This is a genomic window from Leptospira neocaledonica (assembly GCF_002812205.1).
Lineage (GTDB): Bacteria > Spirochaetota > Leptospiria > Leptospirales > Leptospiraceae > Leptospira_B > Leptospira_B neocaledonica.
Map to the genome: position 1 here is coordinate 216,941 of NZ_NPEA01000005.1, position 17,332 is coordinate 234,272.

At 40.7% G+C, this 17,332-nt stretch carries 10 protein-coding genes and 1 riboswitch; of the genes, 6 read left to right on the forward strand and 4 right to left on the reverse strand.

The annotated features are described in order from the left end of the window. Positions 1-234: 234 nt before the first annotated feature. Complete coding sequence (gene lsa26, locus CH365_RS10240; RefSeq protein ID WP_100768476.1) at positions 235-975, reverse strand: surface adhesion protein Lsa26; 741 nt, start codon at positions 973-975, stop codon at positions 235-237. A gap of 375 nt (positions 976-1,350) precedes the next feature. Then, positions 1,351-1,520, forward strand: a riboswitch (cobalamin riboswitch). A gap of 25 nt (positions 1,521-1,545) precedes the next feature. Here lsa26 and CH365_RS10245 point away from each other — a divergent pair. The 3 genes from CH365_RS10245 to CH365_RS10255 are packed head-to-tail and all read left to right on the forward strand — an operon-like array spanning position 1,546 to position 5,542. Beyond that, a complete protein-coding gene (locus CH365_RS10245) occupies positions 1,546-3,648 on the forward strand; it encodes a TonB-dependent receptor plug domain-containing protein (RefSeq protein ID WP_100768477.1) in 2,103 nt (700 codons plus the stop codon). Further along, positions 3,648-4,808 carry a YncE family protein gene (locus CH365_RS10250; protein ID WP_100768478.1) on the forward strand — a complete coding sequence of 387 codons (1,161 nt, stop codon included), beginning with the start codon at positions 3,648-3,650 and terminating at the stop codon, positions 4,806-4,808. The genes CH365_RS10245 and CH365_RS10250 overlap by 1 nt, the downstream gene beginning before the upstream one ends. A 59-nt stretch (positions 4,809-4,867) precedes the next feature. After that, complete coding sequence (locus CH365_RS10255; RefSeq protein WP_208861195.1) at positions 4,868-5,542, forward strand: ankyrin repeat domain-containing protein; 675 nt, start codon at positions 4,868-4,870, stop codon at positions 5,540-5,542. A gap of 57 nt (positions 5,543-5,599) precedes the next feature. On the opposite strand, the gene CH365_RS10260 is transcribed toward CH365_RS10255, so the two are convergent. From CH365_RS10260 to CH365_RS10270, 3 genes are read right to left on the reverse strand one after another with little or no spacing between them, the layout of a single operon-like run. Beyond that, on the reverse strand, positions 5,600-6,214 hold the full coding sequence (locus CH365_RS10260; protein WP_100768479.1) for a tetratricopeptide repeat protein: 615 nt from the start codon (positions 6,212-6,214) through the stop codon (positions 5,600-5,602). Further along, positions 6,211-7,572, reverse strand: a complete 1,362-nt coding sequence (locus CH365_RS10265) for a Kelch repeat-containing protein (RefSeq protein ID WP_100768480.1) — start codon at positions 7,570-7,572, stop codon at positions 6,211-6,213. Before CH365_RS10265 ends, CH365_RS10260 begins: the two co-directional genes overlap by 4 nt. Beyond that, a complete protein-coding gene (locus CH365_RS10270) occupies positions 7,569-8,441 on the reverse strand; it encodes an LA_3334 family protein (protein ID WP_100768481.1) in 873 nt (290 codons plus the stop codon). The genes CH365_RS10265 and CH365_RS10270 overlap by 4 nt, the downstream gene beginning before the upstream one ends. A 420-nt stretch (positions 8,442-8,861) precedes the next feature. On the opposite strand from CH365_RS10270, the gene CH365_RS10275 reads away from it, so the two are divergent. From CH365_RS10275 to CH365_RS10285, 3 genes are all read left to right on the forward strand, one after another. Next, on the forward strand, positions 8,862-15,977 hold the full coding sequence (locus CH365_RS10275; protein WP_244283113.1) for an RHS repeat-associated core domain-containing protein: 7,116 nt from the start codon (positions 8,862-8,864) through the stop codon (positions 15,975-15,977). A gap of 150 nt (positions 15,978-16,127) precedes the next feature. Continuing rightward, positions 16,128-16,607, forward strand: a complete 480-nt coding sequence (locus CH365_RS10280) for a hypothetical protein (RefSeq protein ID WP_125226310.1) — start codon at positions 16,128-16,130, stop codon at positions 16,605-16,607. A 44-nt stretch (positions 16,608-16,651) separates the two neighbouring features. Further along, positions 16,652-17,320, forward strand: a complete 669-nt coding sequence (locus CH365_RS10285; protein ID WP_100768483.1) for a hypothetical protein — start codon at positions 16,652-16,654, stop codon at positions 17,318-17,320. Positions 17,321-17,332 lie beyond the last annotated feature (12 nt).

Genomic DNA, 17,332 nt, shown 5'->3' on the forward strand with positions numbered 1-17,332 from the left:
TGTAGGACCTCCAACAAATTCACCCCATATTTTTATTGTAAAATTTACGATTTTATGATATAGGGGAGTGACTTCTCCCACTAACCCACCTCCTCCACCCAAGATCGGGGTGGGGGCCGGTTTCGAATCTACGTAGGAGCTCCAACATAGATTCAAGAAGACATTCTTAAAATAAAACAGGCCGATGTAGGAAATCCCACACCGGCCTGTTGCTTAATAAAACCTTAATGTGAATTACTGGGTCTTACCAGCCGGTTCTAATGCTCCAGCAGGGGCTTTGAAGTTAATCTCATAAATATCATAATGAGAATCTCTCCAGCCTGTTACATAAGCCACAGAAACTCCCAAGAAATATCTAAGTCCGAATTTGAGAGTGTTTGTAGCGAAGGTTGCGATTTCTTCGTCGGTCACAGAGAAAGAATGAACTTTATTTCTGGTTTCATCCAGATACAATCCTTCCCAGGTTCCCACCATGGTTCCCTTATATTCTAAACTTAGAATACGGCCGGTAACGGAAAAATTTCTTTTTCCTCCTGTTTTCGTTTTGCTTACGATTTTATCAGGAAGGCCTTTCGGAAGCGACCTCTCTTGTAGTTGAGCTCCAACGACTTCGTAATCGGAAGACAATGCTACAGGTTCGAATCTGTGGATTCTATATTGGACTAAAATTTCTTGGTTTAAATTTTTGCTTAAGAAGTTCACAACATCCGCGTTTTCAGGACGAACGCTGAATTCTATCTTTTGTTTAGTAGGAGTATAACATTCGTCCTTCAGCTCATCGCAGGTTTCGGAATCGGTTATAGTATAAACTTCTAAAAGACCTTCATAGGATTCGAAAATGACCCCTCTGCTTTCAAATTGGATCAATTTTGCAACCGTCCAACCTTCGGAATACGTTCCGGCCGCGGATAAGGATGAGGTAGTTAAAAGAAAGATTCCTAATAAAAGAAATCTTAAGGATGGAATTCGTTTCATTCGAGTTCGGTGCTCCCTGTTATGTAGGTAGACCCGAAGGGATTTCCCTTTGGGTCACGAATTCGTGAATCCTTTCCGGTTTTTATCTTACATCAAGAAAATATTTCTTTCTATTCTTGAAAAATCCTCCTGTAGGAACTCCTACAGGACGGGTCTTCGTTACTCTGCGTCTTTGCGCCTCTGCGTGAAAAAAATCTAAGGGAAGAGGCGATATGTCAACGCGAGTCTTTCACTTACAAAATCCGCCAGGGATGTGAAGGGCGCGAAGCGTCGTAAGCGTAAGCGAAGGACGAGGACGAATGTCCGAGCCCGGAGCAGCCCGGTCTTGCGTAAGCAAGAGGCGGCCAAACCTTTTTCAGATTGCCCCTCCGACTTGGGTTGGGAACCTGGTCTTGCAAGTAGATCTGAAAAGGGAATCCGGTGAAAATCCGGAGCTGTACCCGCAGCTGTAAACGCCAAAATGGTCTGACAAAACCACTGTCGAAAGACGGGAAGGGTCCGAACCGGGCGTGAGTCAGAAAACCTATCAGAGCTGCTTTCAATACTTTGGCTTTCGGGAGTTAAGGCCTCATGAACAAAAGACCCAAACGATTCGGTAAGATCCTTCATCTAGGGCTCTTTTTAGTTTCCGTCCAAATATTTTCCCAAGAGAACCAAAAGACGGAAACTTCCGCTGTAAAAGTGGTGGGAAAGACCAGCTCAAACTCGCAACCTGAAAATTTCAGAAAGAACCCAACTGGTTTCCAGACTTCCATCGATCTGGACCAATACAATGCACGTTATACGAACCTTCCGGACGTTTTAGAAAGAGAAGCTGGTGTCAGGATCAGAAGATACGGAGGATTAGGTTCTTATTCTACTCTTTCACTTCGAGGAACGAATCCGAATCAAACCAGGATCTTTATAGACGGAGTTCCTTTTAATAATGCCCAAGGAGGAGAAGTAAACCTCGCGGATCTTCCCTTCGACAATCTACAAAGTATAGAAGTTTATAGAAGTGGTGCACCTGTAGGATTTTCTGGATCCGCAATCGGAGGAAGTGTAAATTTAGTTACTAGAACCGGAGGAGGCCCCCCTAAAACTCGTGTTAATATAGGCGCGGGAAGTTTTAATACCGGGAAGAGTAGCGTAACGCATACCGGGACTTATGGCGGGATCGGGACGAGCGTATTCTTATTGGGAGAAAAATCGGACCAAAATTTTTCCTATTTAAATAATCATGGGACCTTACTCGTCAATCCATTGGATGATACGATTGATAGAAGAAGGAATGCTCAGTACGAAAGAACTTCCGGCATGATTGGACTCAGCGGAGACATTGGTGCTACCAAAATCAAATTTTGGAATGATCTAAATTATAGATTTCATGGAATTCCTGGACCTGCAAGTAACCAAACCCAACAAGTTCATCGCAGATATCTCAGAAATACTTCTTCTCTAGGAACGGATACAAAAGGTTTGTTCGACGGGTTATTGAGGTTGGAAACTAGGGCTTTCACTTCGTTTACAAATGACGATCTATTCGATCCTAAATCGGAATTCTCCAAGGGGACACCTAATTCTACGGCTTTTATGGGACAGTCAGGATTCCAGATCACTCCTACACTCTATTTATTAGAATATTATCAAATTTTAAAATTTCATGCGGGGATAGAAAGGGAAACATTCGAAAGATCCAGAAGTACACCTCAAAATATAGATCTAAAATACGAGCCTGGAAAGACTAGGACTTACACTACTTTTCAGGTGGAGGACGAGTTCCGATTTTTTGATGGTAAATTAGTTTTGACTCCGGGAGTTTCTTGGGATTCTTACAGAGATAAATTCCAATCTGACGAGCCTTGGTACAGAAAACAGGATCCATTTGCTTCTGCCACTAAAACTACTGAATTTTCGAATCCTAAGACGGGACTTCTCTGGAGGTTTTGGGAAAAAGAAAATTATTCTTTAGAATTCAAATCTAATATCGCTAGACAATATAGGATTCCTAGTTTTTTGGAACTTTTCGGCGAAGTCGGAACAATCATCGCGAACGATTCTCTCAAGCCTGAAAGAAGTGAAAACGCGGATGCTGGTATTACCGGAAAATATAAAAACGGAGAATTTAAATCGAATATTACGATTTCTTACTTTAGGAAAAGGATCAAGGATATGATTCTTTTTATTCCGAATTCACAGTTCACCTTGAGACCGGAGAATGTGGACTCTGCGAGGATTGATGGAGCCGAAGTCTCTCATAAGACCGAATACAAGGGTTGGAAATTTTTATTAGACTATACATACCAAGAAGCGATCAATACTTCTCCTGCACCTTATCTGAACGGAAAATATCTTCCTCTTAGACCGAAACATGAAATTTCAGGAACCGTCGCTTACAGAGGGAAATTCTGGGAGCTTGGTTTCGAAGGTGTATATGTAGGGGCGGTCTTCAAAGACAGGACAAATGAGTATGTGAATTACCAGCCTGCTCGACAGATTTGGAATGCATATCTCACACTCGTACTGTATTCTTCTCCGGAAGAAGAAGATCCTGCAAAAAAAGGGGAAAAAACTCCCAAAGAACTGCTCTTAAGTATAGATCTTAGGAATATGGGAGATAAAAGAGTGGAGGATATTGTAGGCTATCCTCTTCCGGGAAGAAATTGGTTTATCACCTTAAGCGGGAGGTTTTAGTGAGATATAGATTTCCCTCTATTCTTCCGGCTTTGTTTATCTTCTTTTACTTCTGCGGAGATATAGAAAGGCCTCCTTTATATACTTTATTCTTAACTCCTAATCTTCCGAATAATATCGGAGTTGTTACTACAGACTTTGCAAGTGGGGGAAGGTTTAAGGTATTAAATCCGGAACTTCTACTTTCCTATCCTGGGCTGACGCCTATCCATTCGGATGCAGTGGCCAGATTCGGGAACGATAAAGTATATATTCTAAATCGTTTAAATAGGGATAGTATCCAAGTTTTAGATCCGAATTTCGGGTTCCAAACGGTGGCCGAATGGTCCATGGGCTCCGGGACCAATCCGGCGGATATTGCGATTGTCGGGCAGAACAAAGCCTATGTATCACTTTATGGTTCTAGAATATTAAGGATTATTCATCCTTTAACGGGAGCAAACCTAGGCCAGATCGATTTGGGCGGTTATTCCGAGCCGAGTGCGATTCCGGACAATCTTCCCGAAATGTCCGGAATGCAGATGGTGGGCACGAGTCTTTTTGTAGTATTACAAAGATTGGATCGAAATGACCCGAGCGGATATTTTCCTCCTGGTCCTTGGGGTTCGCTACTTCTAGAAATAGATACTGTAACGGATTCTATTATTTCCACTTATACATTTCCTGTTCCGAATCCGGTGGGCAAGCCCCAGATGCTGGATCTCTTCGGAGAAACACATATTGTCTTTGCCGCCGCGAATAGAATGGGTTTTTTGAGCCAGATTGACGGTGGAGTCGTGGCATTTCGACTTTCTACTCGGACTTTCCGGTCTGGCTTTTTATTTCCGGAAACTGCGGCCGGCGGAGATATACTCGGAGTGCAGATCAAAAACGAACAATTGGGTTATGCAAGCGTTCTGGATGCTTCCTTTAATAAAACATTACAAGTATTTAATCCAAGCACGGGGAAGAAATTGGCGAGTTTACTTTTTATTCCTTCTTCTTATGATGCGAGCCTGACCACAATCTTGCTTGGGGATGACGAGATTCTTTACGTTTCTAATACCCAATTCACTCAACCGGGCGTGAGTATGTTTGACACAAGAGATAATCGGCTTCTCACTCCGGCTCCGATCTCCGTGGACCTCCAACCTTTCGATTTAATTCAACTCAAAGAATAATTCCATTAGAATTCTTGACCAGCGGTCGAAACCGGATTGACAAAGTACTAAAAGAATGGATGATCCTTCGTTGTTTTTCGGAGGCATATTCCTTGAGTTCCGATATGTTCCAAATGATCGCCGCCGGTCATAAAGCCCAAGTTATCTATTCTCTGAGAGAAAATCCGGACCTAGCCTCCAAACAAAATCCGGAAGGGATCACTCCTGTACTATTTGCCCTCTATTACGGAAAAGAAGAGATCGTAAATTCTTACCTTACCTTAGGAATTCCACTCAATCTATTCGAAGCGGCGGCTTTAGGAGACGAAGAACGTGTCAAAGAACTTGTAAATTCCAATTCGAGTCTCGTTCATTCTTATAGTCCGGACGGCTGGACACCTTTACATTTGGCATCTCATTTCGGTAGGCTTTCTATCATTCAGTATTTATTGGAGAAGGGTGCGGACATCCAAGCTAAATCCAAAAGTAAATTATCGATCGGCAATACTGCATTACATTCTGCGGTCGCTTCATGGAGAGCAGATGCTGTTGCATTACTTTTAGAATATGGTGCTGATCCTAATTTTACGCAAGATGGGGGATTTTCTCCACTTCATATCGCCGCTTCCAGACAAGGAAACGAGCAGATCGTTTCATTACTTTTGAAGAAGGGAGCAAATCCCGATCTCAAAACCGAAGACGGGAAAACCGCCAGAGAGATTGCAGCGGAGAGAGGAGTCGCTTTTAGCGCATAGATTTTTTTTGCTGTTTGTGGTATTCTGCAACTCATAACTCTTGTGATTTTTTAAATATTATAATTTTCTAATTTTCTGAAGTACCAAGAATAAAATTGTGATTTGTATGCCTAAAAATAGATAGATCCAGGTCCAGCGGTTCTCTTTGGTGTGTTCTTTCCTTTCTGTTTCCAATTCGGTTTTTAGTTTTTCAATTTCTAAGCGGAGAAGGTCGACACTAAGGATTAAGTTTTCCATACTTTTATTGGAAACATTTGAATCGAAAAAAGAACCTTTATATTGTATTGGTGATTTTTTATGTAGGATTGGAGAATTTTCCAATTCTGTAAGTTCCGTTCGAATACTTTCATTCAAAGGCCATTTTTTATAAGCTTTTTCTAAATATTCTTTTGCCTTTTGGAAATTTCCTTTTTTTCTTTCTTCTTTGCCCATTCCGATCCAGGCCTGAGTTAGCAAAAATTCGGCCTTTGAGTTGGAAGGATCCGATCCCAAAATAGAATTCGCTAAAGATTCAGCTTCTTCGAATTGTTTAGATTCTAATAATATGTTTCCTTCCTGGATCCATTTGTTTTCCGTTAGATCCTCTTCTGAATATAAGAACAAAGGAACGATGAATAGAATACAAAGAACGAATATTCTAAAAATTGAAGGTCTCCACAACACGGTTCTCATCTATCGATCCGAATGGCTTTATGCGCGTATCTTCTTCTTGGCATAGGTAATGTATGGGTTGTCCATGCAGAACCCAATGGATTTCCCGAATCCAAGGAATACACAGTATCTTCCGGAATATTAATAGAAGAAGCCCCGCCGAAGGAAAAAATTTTACGAGTTTCGTAAGAAAGCTGAACTGCAGGAAAATAAAGAGAGACAGGAAGACTTGGACCTAAAGAAAAGGAAGATGAGCCCAATTGGTAAAACTCAGTTCGATTTGTAGGAATAATGAAAGTCGCAGGTTGAAATACATTTCCTGAACCGGTCGAACCTCCTATCACGGCAAAATATACACCATCCGCAGGAAAAGGATCTTGGGAAGAAGGTAAAATACAAACTCCTCCAGCACCATGTTTGGATTCTCCTAAGCTAGGCTCGCTAAAAGAAGTAGTAGTATTGGCAGAAGCAGCAAAACCATCCGTGCTAGAGTTTGCACTTCCTGTATTATAAGTCCTGCCACCCGTATAAAAAATAACTCCATTGATCGCGCAACCGGACATATCCACTCTATTGAATATCGTAGAGGCAGATGAAAAAGAGACCCATTGTCCGTTTACCCCAAGTTCCGGATAGAACTTTAGAATTGTATTAAATACGGGGCCGTTTGTCATATCCGTCGAATTAGAACCGGATAAAATATAGATCTCGTCTCCTATAGAACCTGCTACTGCACCAATAGAACCGGAAGGCAAAGAAACCTTTGTCTCCCATAGATCCGCATAGGGATCATATACTTCTACCTTAGAGGAGGAAATATAAGTTCCGGAAATATTCTCCATACCGCCGATCACATATATTTTGTTTTTATGATGTACTATGGATGCGAAGATCCTAGGACTCGGAACAATAGTAATGGAAGAATACCATATATCCGTGACGGGATCGAATAGATCCACTTCTTTCGTCGGAAGTCCGTCATTGCCGATACCACCTAAGATCCAAATTCCTCTTGTCTTAGGCGGATCGTTCGAGACCCACGTTGTAAATTCTACAATACTACCTTCTTCTATCTTTTGAGAGCCACAGGTTAAAATCACTTTATATGAAGTATTGGGAATCAGATGTTTCCATTCTGAAAAATGAGTTTTAGAGGGAAGGGCACTCGGGATTATACCATCGCTTGTGAACATGGTTCCTTTAGAAATTTTCGAACAATTCCATGAAAGTATTGCGGAATTCGGACCTAATTTTGCTACAAATGCAAATTCTGCTCTTGCGGATTCTTCTCCTAAAATTTCAGACAAGCCGGAGCCTGTGCAAAAACAAAAAGGAAGGTATAGAAAAAGAATTATAAAAATGGAATACATTCTTTTCATATGGCAAATCCCCATGAGAACCGGAAGCCGGATCTGCAAAAGCTGGAACCTTCTTCTATACTACATTGAGAACGAATTCCTATCCGTATAGAAGATCTGGATTCCGTCTGCCAATTCCAGCCGAATTCAAAGATAAGGTCCGGATTGATCGTTGAAATTTTCTCTTCATCTCCGGAACGAGTTAAATTGCTGAACCCGGTTCCCAGCAACCAATACGGAGAGGAATTCCCATAATATTTTCCAAGATAAACGGACTGACTCCATACGTTTAGATTTCCGTTTTTTCCTTTCCCAGCAGATATTTCCGAAGTAACCCCATAGAACCAAAATTTGGAGCTTGCATCTCTTTCTACAAAGGCACCTCCACCGTATGTGATAGGGAATGCCTGTCCCCATGTACCCCAGGAATAATAGCCGGAGCCGAAAAATCCTATTCTCCATTCTTTTAGTTTAGAAGTTTCTAATAAATATTGTTCTGGGATGATAGGCGGTTCCGAAGGTAATTCATCGAAATTCTGAGAGAGAATTTTACTTTTATCCAGCTCGGCAAAGCCCAGTTCCGTTTTCAGGATGAGTTTGTTTTCTTTTTTTTCTACCAAGATACCTTTTAGTTGAGTTCCATCAGTTAGTTTGAATTCAGAATAACGATAGGAAGAATCCGGTCCCTTCTTCCTGGGATCGATTCGTTGGAGTTCCGATCTCGGGATCTTGTATTTTTTCTCCTTCCAGGCAAGAAGAATGTATTCTGGTTCCTCCGAAACTTCCTCCGCAATGAATGCATCCCCATTCTTGAACAAAATTTCGAAAGCAAAAAGATAAGAAGGCAGGAAGAAAATTCCGCAAAGGACAAGAGTTAATTTTTTAGACATAAAATACATTTCAGATGAAGGCTTCTAAAAAAAGATCGTCCTTATTTGGATGGGATGTGACTTCTTCGAGTAAAAAGAAAGAAAATTATTTTGAATTCCCATAAAATATCCCAATTTAGTATATTTTAAATATTGTATGTTCCTTTAGTAATCACTTCTTTTTGTCCTGAATTCAAGAATTCGTGCGGAATATTGATTCCAAATTCAGAAATGAACAATTTACATGAATCCCAATTCAGGATATTTGAAAAAAGGATGTGGATATTGTGTTTTTAATATCCTAAATTGGGATATTTGTGTTTGACATTGAAAATTTTAAACGCGTTAGTGCTCTCAGATATAAAAATCACCTGTAGGTGAACCGCTCACAGCTCGGCTAATTCCGATCCGGAACAAAACTCCGGAAATATAAAAAAGGATTTGGCAAGCTTAATGTTTAGGACCGGAAGATATTATGTAATTCTTATACTCTGTAGTGCGACTCTACTCTTGGCCTGGAATCCCTTGCGCCCGATCTATTCTTTCTTTTCCACATTCTTTGGATTAGAGACTGAGATACCTCTTCCATTTCCAGAGGTTAGTATAAACTCTTATGGTAAACCGGGCTTTTCGCTTTCTATCCAGGTTCCTCCGGGAGCTGGAGATGTGATTCCTGCGATCAGCCTCCAATATTCTGGCGCCGGCTCTGGGATTTTAGGAAAGGGGTGGTCTTTGATTGGGTTCCCTCAGATTTCTAAAAATCCAAATTTGGGTGTTCACTACACTTCCTCCGACGGGTATACTTCTTCGCAATTCGGTGAGATGATTTCCGATTCCAACGGTGGCTTTAGATTTAAATTCGAAAGTTTTTCTAAAACAGAGTTCGATGGCTCGTCATGGAAAATTCGAGATAAAAGCGGGATCATCAGTGAATATGGCAAAAACTTTCCTAGCGGAGCCAATTCTAGATTGGATTCAGATGGAACGCCTATCGTTTTCTATTTGGATAAGGTCAGAGATCGGTTTGGGAACGGTTACGATATACTATACGATTCTGAAAATTTGCAATCTGCAGATGTTTTGCCTAAAGAGATCGTATATGCCAGAGGAAATGCTCGGATACTTTTTATCTACGAAGATCGTTCCGAAAGATTCGGAGAGAAAATTTTCTCACTGACTAAATCTCTTTCTCGGAAGAAAAGATTAGAAAAAATCGAAGTATATGCAAAGGATTCGTCAGGTTCGGAGAACATAAGTGAAATTTACGAGTTCGATTATGATATCGTAGAAGGGGAGACATTTCTTTCTTCTTTTCATCGCCAAAATTATAAACCGATCGTATTTTCTTATTCCAGCAGATCGAATCAGGCTGATTACGTAAAATCCTCCGGAAAAACATTCCAAAATTCTTATAGAGCCTCCGATCCGAGCGTAAAAACGGCTTGTGATTCCACTGCTGCACTTTGTGCCTGTACTGCAGATTGGGGTTGTATTGTGGCTAGTAACTATACTGCACCTTCTCTTTGCCAAATCGGAATACAGAATTATCAGGATATTTGTACCAACGGTGTGGAAATGTCTTTTGCAGTCCCTGCGGATCTAGATGGGGATGGAAGTCCGGAAATGGTTCGCGTTTTGGGGACTATGGACAGCCAAAGATTTTCAGTTTCTAAACTGAATTCTTGGGATACGGAAAACTTAGATCCTATTTCAGTGAGTGGAGAATCCAAAGGAAATCCAATCGGAGTCACCACAGAAGGAAGAATATTTCCAGGTGATTTTAATGGAGATGGAAAGACCGATTTTCTGGTCCTAAAGTCGAACGGTGCCAAAGGGATTGTATATTATGGTCCAGATCTGGACTCTGTAGAATATTCTGAACTGATTGCAGAAAACTTACAACAAACTAAACCGTTTCATTTTTTAGCGGATGTAAATGGCGACGGTAAGACCGATATTTTACAGGCTAAAACCTCCACCAAAATCCAAATCTATCTTTCTACAGGTTCAGGTTTCCAAAAATCACAATTATTGAATATTACGGATCCTGGAAATTCTTTTCAGTTATTTGCAGACATGGATAGAAATGGGATCCCTGATTTACTTAGGATCAGCGGAACTTCCGATCCAAAGTTGATCTTAACATTTTACGATTTTAAGAATGGGAACCTGATCGAATTAGAAGAAACTGAAATTTCTAGAACTTCGTTCGGTAACGATGGCGACCAATTCATTTCGGATCTGAATGGAGATGGATATCCGGATTTTGCATTTTTTTCCGGAGCTACAAGCCAAGGGACCATTCACTATTATCCGTTCGATGGAAGAAAGTTTAGAACGAACGGAGGTAGTGCTTACCAAACGGTAGACGTGAATGGTGCGTATGCGTCTAAACAAAAACAGAGTTCTTCTACTTCTAACCAACCGTATGTGGAAATTGATCTTACGGGAGATGGGATCAAAGATCGAGTTACTTATAATTATTCCGATCTTACAAATCCGTATTTTACGGTAGAGGTTTACGATACTTCTAAGTCCGATTATCTTCCCGGTTTTCCTTTGTATTGGAATCAAGATTTGGCCCAAGATTTAAACGGAGACGGGGTTCCGGATATTCTCCGAGCAAACGTTAGTAGTACTGAAGAGCCTGATAACGAAGATGCAGATTCTTTGCCCCAAGCTATAATTGTTCGGAATTTTTCGGTTAATATTACCAATATCACATATTATGAAATTTCTATAGATTTAAAAAATTATCTTCCTGCTGCAAATCCGTCCGGAAGTTCTTCGGATAATGCTTATTTCAATTGGAGAAATAGAAAAGAGTTCATCGATCTAAATGGAGATGGGAGAGCAGACTTTCTAAGGTATGATTCTTCCGAATCCAAATTGATCGTTTCTTATTCCAAAACTGGCTCGGATGGGAATCTGTTTTATTCTGCAGATGGAGACGAGTCTTGGGTGACGGGAGGTTACCTTCTTCCCTTGGATATTAACGGAGATGGTAAACCTGAACTTTTAGGACTGAATGGAGATAAAAAACCTCTTCAGTATTCTGTGGCTTCTAGCATTCCATTTGTGAATACAATAGGTTATCGCCAGTTCCCTTATGAATCCAATTTAGAATTACATCTTTTGAGATTTCGTCCCGAGGTTCCTGCTGGACTTTTGACTAAAATAGAAAATGGCTCTTATGTTTCCGAAGGGAATATTGCTATTCAACTGGAATACTCCCTTTCTAAAAATCATCCAACAGTAAACGGACTGGGGTTATATGATCCGAGTCATCCTGAAATTCTTCCCTTAGTAATTCCTGATTTTCTCACCGTTAAACTTTCTCAAAAGGTTGGGGCTACGGTCTTAGCAGAAAATTCATACAAGTATTTTTTCTCCAGATTTTATAGAGATGGGTTTAGAAATTCAGGATATATAGGGTTTCAGAAGGTTGAAGAGAAGAATACGGTTTCGAACTCCATTACGGAAACAAAATACGATGTTCCATTTTTAGAAGCCGTTGGAATTCCTACAAGTCAGACAAAATTTAGGAATGAGATTAAAATTTCTGAATCTTATAAAAACTTCCAAAAATCTTTATCCTCTAACGGAGGGATACAGGTTCAGGAAACAAATAGTCTGGAGAATGTGTATCGTTCGGGTCAGTTATTCCAATCTTCTACAGTAACGAAAACTTATGATACTTACGGCAATATCGCAAGTAAGGATACTAGCATTAATGGGACCACTGCCAGCGAAAAAGTTTCTTATCTGAATGATTGGAACGAAGGTGTTTTAGGGAAACCGATTGATATCCAAGTTCTAAAGAATGGAGAGATTATCTCTCACAGAAAAATAGAATATTCTAATTTTCAAGTCTCTGCAGTAAAAGAGGAGATGAGTCCAGGCGTTTGGAAGACTGAGGCCATCCAAGCTTACGACTCTTATGGAAATCCAAATCTAGTAAAAGAGTCTAACGGCAATTTGATCGCCGTGGAATACGATTCTATCGTGAATAAATTCCCTCTCAAAATGACCAATGGATTGGGGGCGGTTACTTTAAAAACCTATAATTTTGCAACTGGTTTGGAATTATCCAGCACAGACGAAAACGGGGGAATTTCCAGAACGGAATACGATTCTCAAGGGAGAGCGATAAAAAGTTATCTGCCCGGGGAGAGTGATTGGTCCGAAAAAATTGAATATGAAAACTCCGGAGATCTAGAGAATCAGCTTGTCCGAAAAATCTTTCGCCGAAGTAATGGTGAGACTTGGCAGGAAGATTTGAGTAATAATATTACCAAGATCTCGAAAAGAAGAAGTAGCCTCGTAAACGGTTATGTTCTGGTTGAGGAGACTCGCAGGAACCTGGAGGGGCAAATCATCAGGAAGATTGATCCGTATCTGGAAGGGTCGAATCCTTTCTCCTGGACTGATTTTACTTATGACTCCGAAGGGAATCAGACAAAAAGCGAAAGAAATGATGGAACCGTAATTGAATCTGAAACTGAGGGTTTGGTCTCCAAAACCAGGGAACTTCTTAATGGAAATCTAATTAAAGAAACCGTTGAGGAGAAGAATGCCCTGGGCCAGGTGATTTCTTCCACCCAGCAAGGGAAGACAACGCGGTATTCTTATGACGCTGCAGGAAGAATTTCGGAAATTATAGATCCGGAAAACGGGACTACGTTCATCGAGACTGACTTTGCGGGACGAAAGACCAAGGTTGCACATCCGGATTCAGGTAGGATAGAATATGAATACGATCCTATCTCTGGAAAATTATCCAAACAAAAATACCAAAACGGTTCCAGCATCCAATATTCCTACGATAGCTTGGGCAGAATTTCTCAAGTCATAGGAAATTCTCCGGGAACTGGGGCAGTAAATTACACATACGAATATGATGATCCTGAAAAAGAAAATGGGATCGGAAGATTAACCAAGGTTACGGATTCACTTGGGACGACCGAATTCGGATACGATCTAAGAGGGAACCAGAACTTAATCATTAAAAAACTCGCAGAAGAAGACTTAGAATTTGTAATTCGCAAAAAATACAATCTTCAAAATCAAATAGAGGAGACTATCTATCCGGATGGAAGTATCGCAAAAAACTTATATTCCGAAGCGGGCTTTCTTTCCGGGATAACTTTAACTCCGGGAGATGGAAGCGGCTCTGATTTCCCTATCGTTCAATATAAAGGACCGATCCTAGAGGAAGGAGAATTTAAGATCCAAAGACAGCTGGGAAATGGCGTACGAACCGATATATATTATGATTTATTAAATCGTAGGCCTAAAAGATTTGTCACTGTTAAAGACGCCGAAATTTACCAAAGTGTAGAATACAATTACGATCAGTTCGGAAATTATCTTTCTATATTGGATAAAAAGAACCCAGTAAGATCTCAAAACTTTCAATACGATTCGGTCAATAGATTAGTATCAGCTTCCGGAGTTTATGGAACGGAAGAATATAGATATTCCGACTCTGGAAAATTGCTCCAAAAAGGGAGCTTATTCTACTCCTATGAAAACCCTTCGCATAAGAATGCAGTGACCAAGGTAACGGGGCAAAATCAATCTTACCAATATTCTTATGATAGTTCCGGAAATATCATTTCTAAGAATCGAGAAGGTTTTCGTTACGATCCATTTCAAAAATTAAAGGAAATCGACACCGAAGACCAAGATAGTATTCGATTTGATTATGATTTTTCAGGAACAAGAATACGAAAAACAAAATCCAGTGATTCCAGTAAGACAATCAGCCTGGGTGGATTATACGAAGTTTCCATTTCTCCAGGAAAATCTCCGCAGCATACATTATACTTCCGAGGAAATTCGGGAGATTTGGTCGCTCAATGGACCAGAACGGATGCAGTACTTGCAAGTTATCAGATCGATAGCATTTCTTCTCGAATATCCGGAATAGAAACTGCTTGGAACACTTTCGCTTGGACAGCAAAAGATAATTCGATCCGTGGGATTAAATATTTATTCTTAGTGCCTGGAACTAATTTAGGATTTTTATATATAACAATCTTACTAGGTTTAGGATTCGGACTCATTTCCCTTAGAGAAGGAATTTGGAGATCTGTCTTAAAATTTACTTCTCCAATACTGATTATTTCTTTTTCCAACTGTTCCGTTTTGATGCCGAACGGTAATGGAAATCCACCTTGGTTGGTTCCCCCTCAATTCGATTCAAATACTCCGAATGTGGATAGTCCTTACGAACCTGGAGGGCCAGGTTCCGGTGTTGGACTTCCGGTAGGGGGGTTTTTATTTCTTCATCCGGATCATTTGGGTTCCATCACTATGGCCACAGATGGTAATGGAAATAGGATTGCAGGTGGTGACCAAGGTGGAGCATCACATATTTCTTATAAACCGTATGGGGAAATCCAAAGAAACGATTCCTCTGGGCCTGATGTGTTCCGCTATAAATACAACGGACAAGAAGAAGATAAGGAAACAGGTCTCTATTATTTCAAAGCTAGATATTATGATCCGGTCATCGGAAGATTTTTGCAGGCAGACTCGGTCATGGATATCTCTCGGCCGATGGGAATGGATCTGTACATGTATACGGAAGGAAATCCGGTCAAATATACTGACCCGACCGGAAACAGCATTTTGAGTAGTTTCCTAGAAAGGAACGGGCTCGGATTTTTGAACTTTAATCTTTCGTTAAGTACCTTCTTTCAGAATGCATTTTATGTGAGTTCTCAAAGATGGAATGATGCCGGATGGGGAATTGCTATGGCAATTAATCCTGTTGCCGTGATCGGAACCGCCTTAGGAATAGGAGCAGTTGCTTCCGTGGTGGCAACTGCGGTAGTTTTCACAGGGATAGGACTTGCGATCGGAGCAGGGATACTCGCACTCGGAGCGGTGACCGTAGCTGCTGCAACTGCAGTTACATTGGCCGCTACAGTCGCGGTTGTAGCGGCGGCTGTCGGCCTTGCGGTCGGTGCTCTCGCTGTTGGATTGGCAGCATCTGCGGCCGGAGCCGCACTTCTTATTACTTTGGGTGCATTAGCAATTGTATCAACGTTAGTAATTGCGGCCGTTGCTGTGGCAGTTGGAACCGCTCTACTTGTAAGTGCCCTCATACCGATTCTCGTTTATACCGGGTTAGGAGTTGGATTAGCACTTGTAGGCGCTACGTTATCTCCCATTACTCTTCAGGCTTATATAGCGGGTGGGCTTTCCAAATCAAGTTTCAATAATATACATTGGGATGAGAGGAATGCGAGGACAGCAGCTTGTTATGCTGCAATAGGTCAAGCTGGCGCTATGGTAGGAGGATTTGTGTTAACACAGATGCCTTGGTTGGCCCCAGGAGTGACTGGGGTAGGTGCGTCAGCAGGAGTTCAAACTTATATCGTATCGGCGATAGAATATTTTGGCTATATTGGGATTGCTCATAGTATTGCAGTCGGCGATTGGGCTAGCACGGGAGCGAGTTTACTAGGTTTAAGTTTCGTTCCGGGAGCTGGACTTGCTTATAGTGCTGGAAATTATATGCATTCATCTTGCGGGGGAACATTATAGATGAATTTAACCCGATTCCTTCTTTTTTCATTAATTTCTCTTTCGGTGGTTTGTTCTTGTGCCGGTAGTATTCCCGGTCGTGGAATTTATTATTGGCAGCGAACTATAAATAATTTTCAGAACACATATATTAAATTTGAATTTTCGAATTTGAGGAATGAAAAGAGATCGAAGGGGGGAGATATAGAAATATATTCCTTTTTCGCATTCTTCGATGATGTAAGCCCTTTTTTCTTAACCCCCGGAAGTATTCATCCAGAATCAGATTATTGGGAAGGATACTATAGTGGTATAGAAAGTTTGCCATTTGATCTTAAGAGAAACATTCGTTTTGTTTTTGTGGAAGGATGTGAATATAGAATGCCTACAACTTCAGGCAGGGTAAAATATCTATTTTCATTCAATACATCAGGGTATGCCGGAAAGTTACGAACCGAAATAGATCTTCCTCCGAATCATTCTATTCGTTTAAGTTTTAAGGAAAAAGGAATTCCTTATCCGGACGCAACAACAATAGGCGAAAGGCTGGCAAATGATAGAAGCCGTTATGATTGGTATGAAATTATCTCAACAATAGAACCTACTCCGAATTTAGACCCGATTAAGCCCTGTGAAATCAAAAAAGGATGATCTAAAATCAGGGAAAGCCGTATGGGTACGTGCGTAAGAATTTTATGAATCGGTTTCTCACAATTTTGAGTTTTTGCATTCTCTCAGGATGTATTAATTTGGCCGGGTTAGGTGAATATAGAAAAGGCTGGGTTCCGAAAGAATTTCATCAAAATTATCTAAAGTTCGAAATCAGAAATTTTAAAGATAGAAAGAATTATGAACCAGATCGTTTTTTCTACAAGGTGAATCAATATAGATTCATTTTGAAATGGTTGGATCCGGATGTTTACTTTCCGTATACCGAAAAGGATCGAATTCCTCGCACTATCAATCCTCCTGAAAATTATTATATACATAAGAAGGATCTTCTTAAGCGAAATTGGGTTCGGCAAATAATGGAAGGAGACCGCAGGGATTACTTCGCCTACGATTGTGAGTATTGGATGCCACTTTTGCCGGGTAAAAAACAATATAGATTTTTTATAAATGACGAAATGGATCGCAGAAGAGAAGGCTTAGAACCTGAATTTGATCTTCCAGAAGGTTATTCGGTTCGAATGAAAGTGGTCCCCGCAATGCGAACTTTGGCGTCAGATCCGACACGGATACCGATCGGAGAACCTTCCAAAGATGCAGAACTTATTAGAAAAGGTTTCGAAATTGAATTCACAATAGAGAAAAACCGTCCTGGCGAACAAGAGCCAGTATGCAATCTTGGGATTGAATCTTAGTTTTATAAAAAC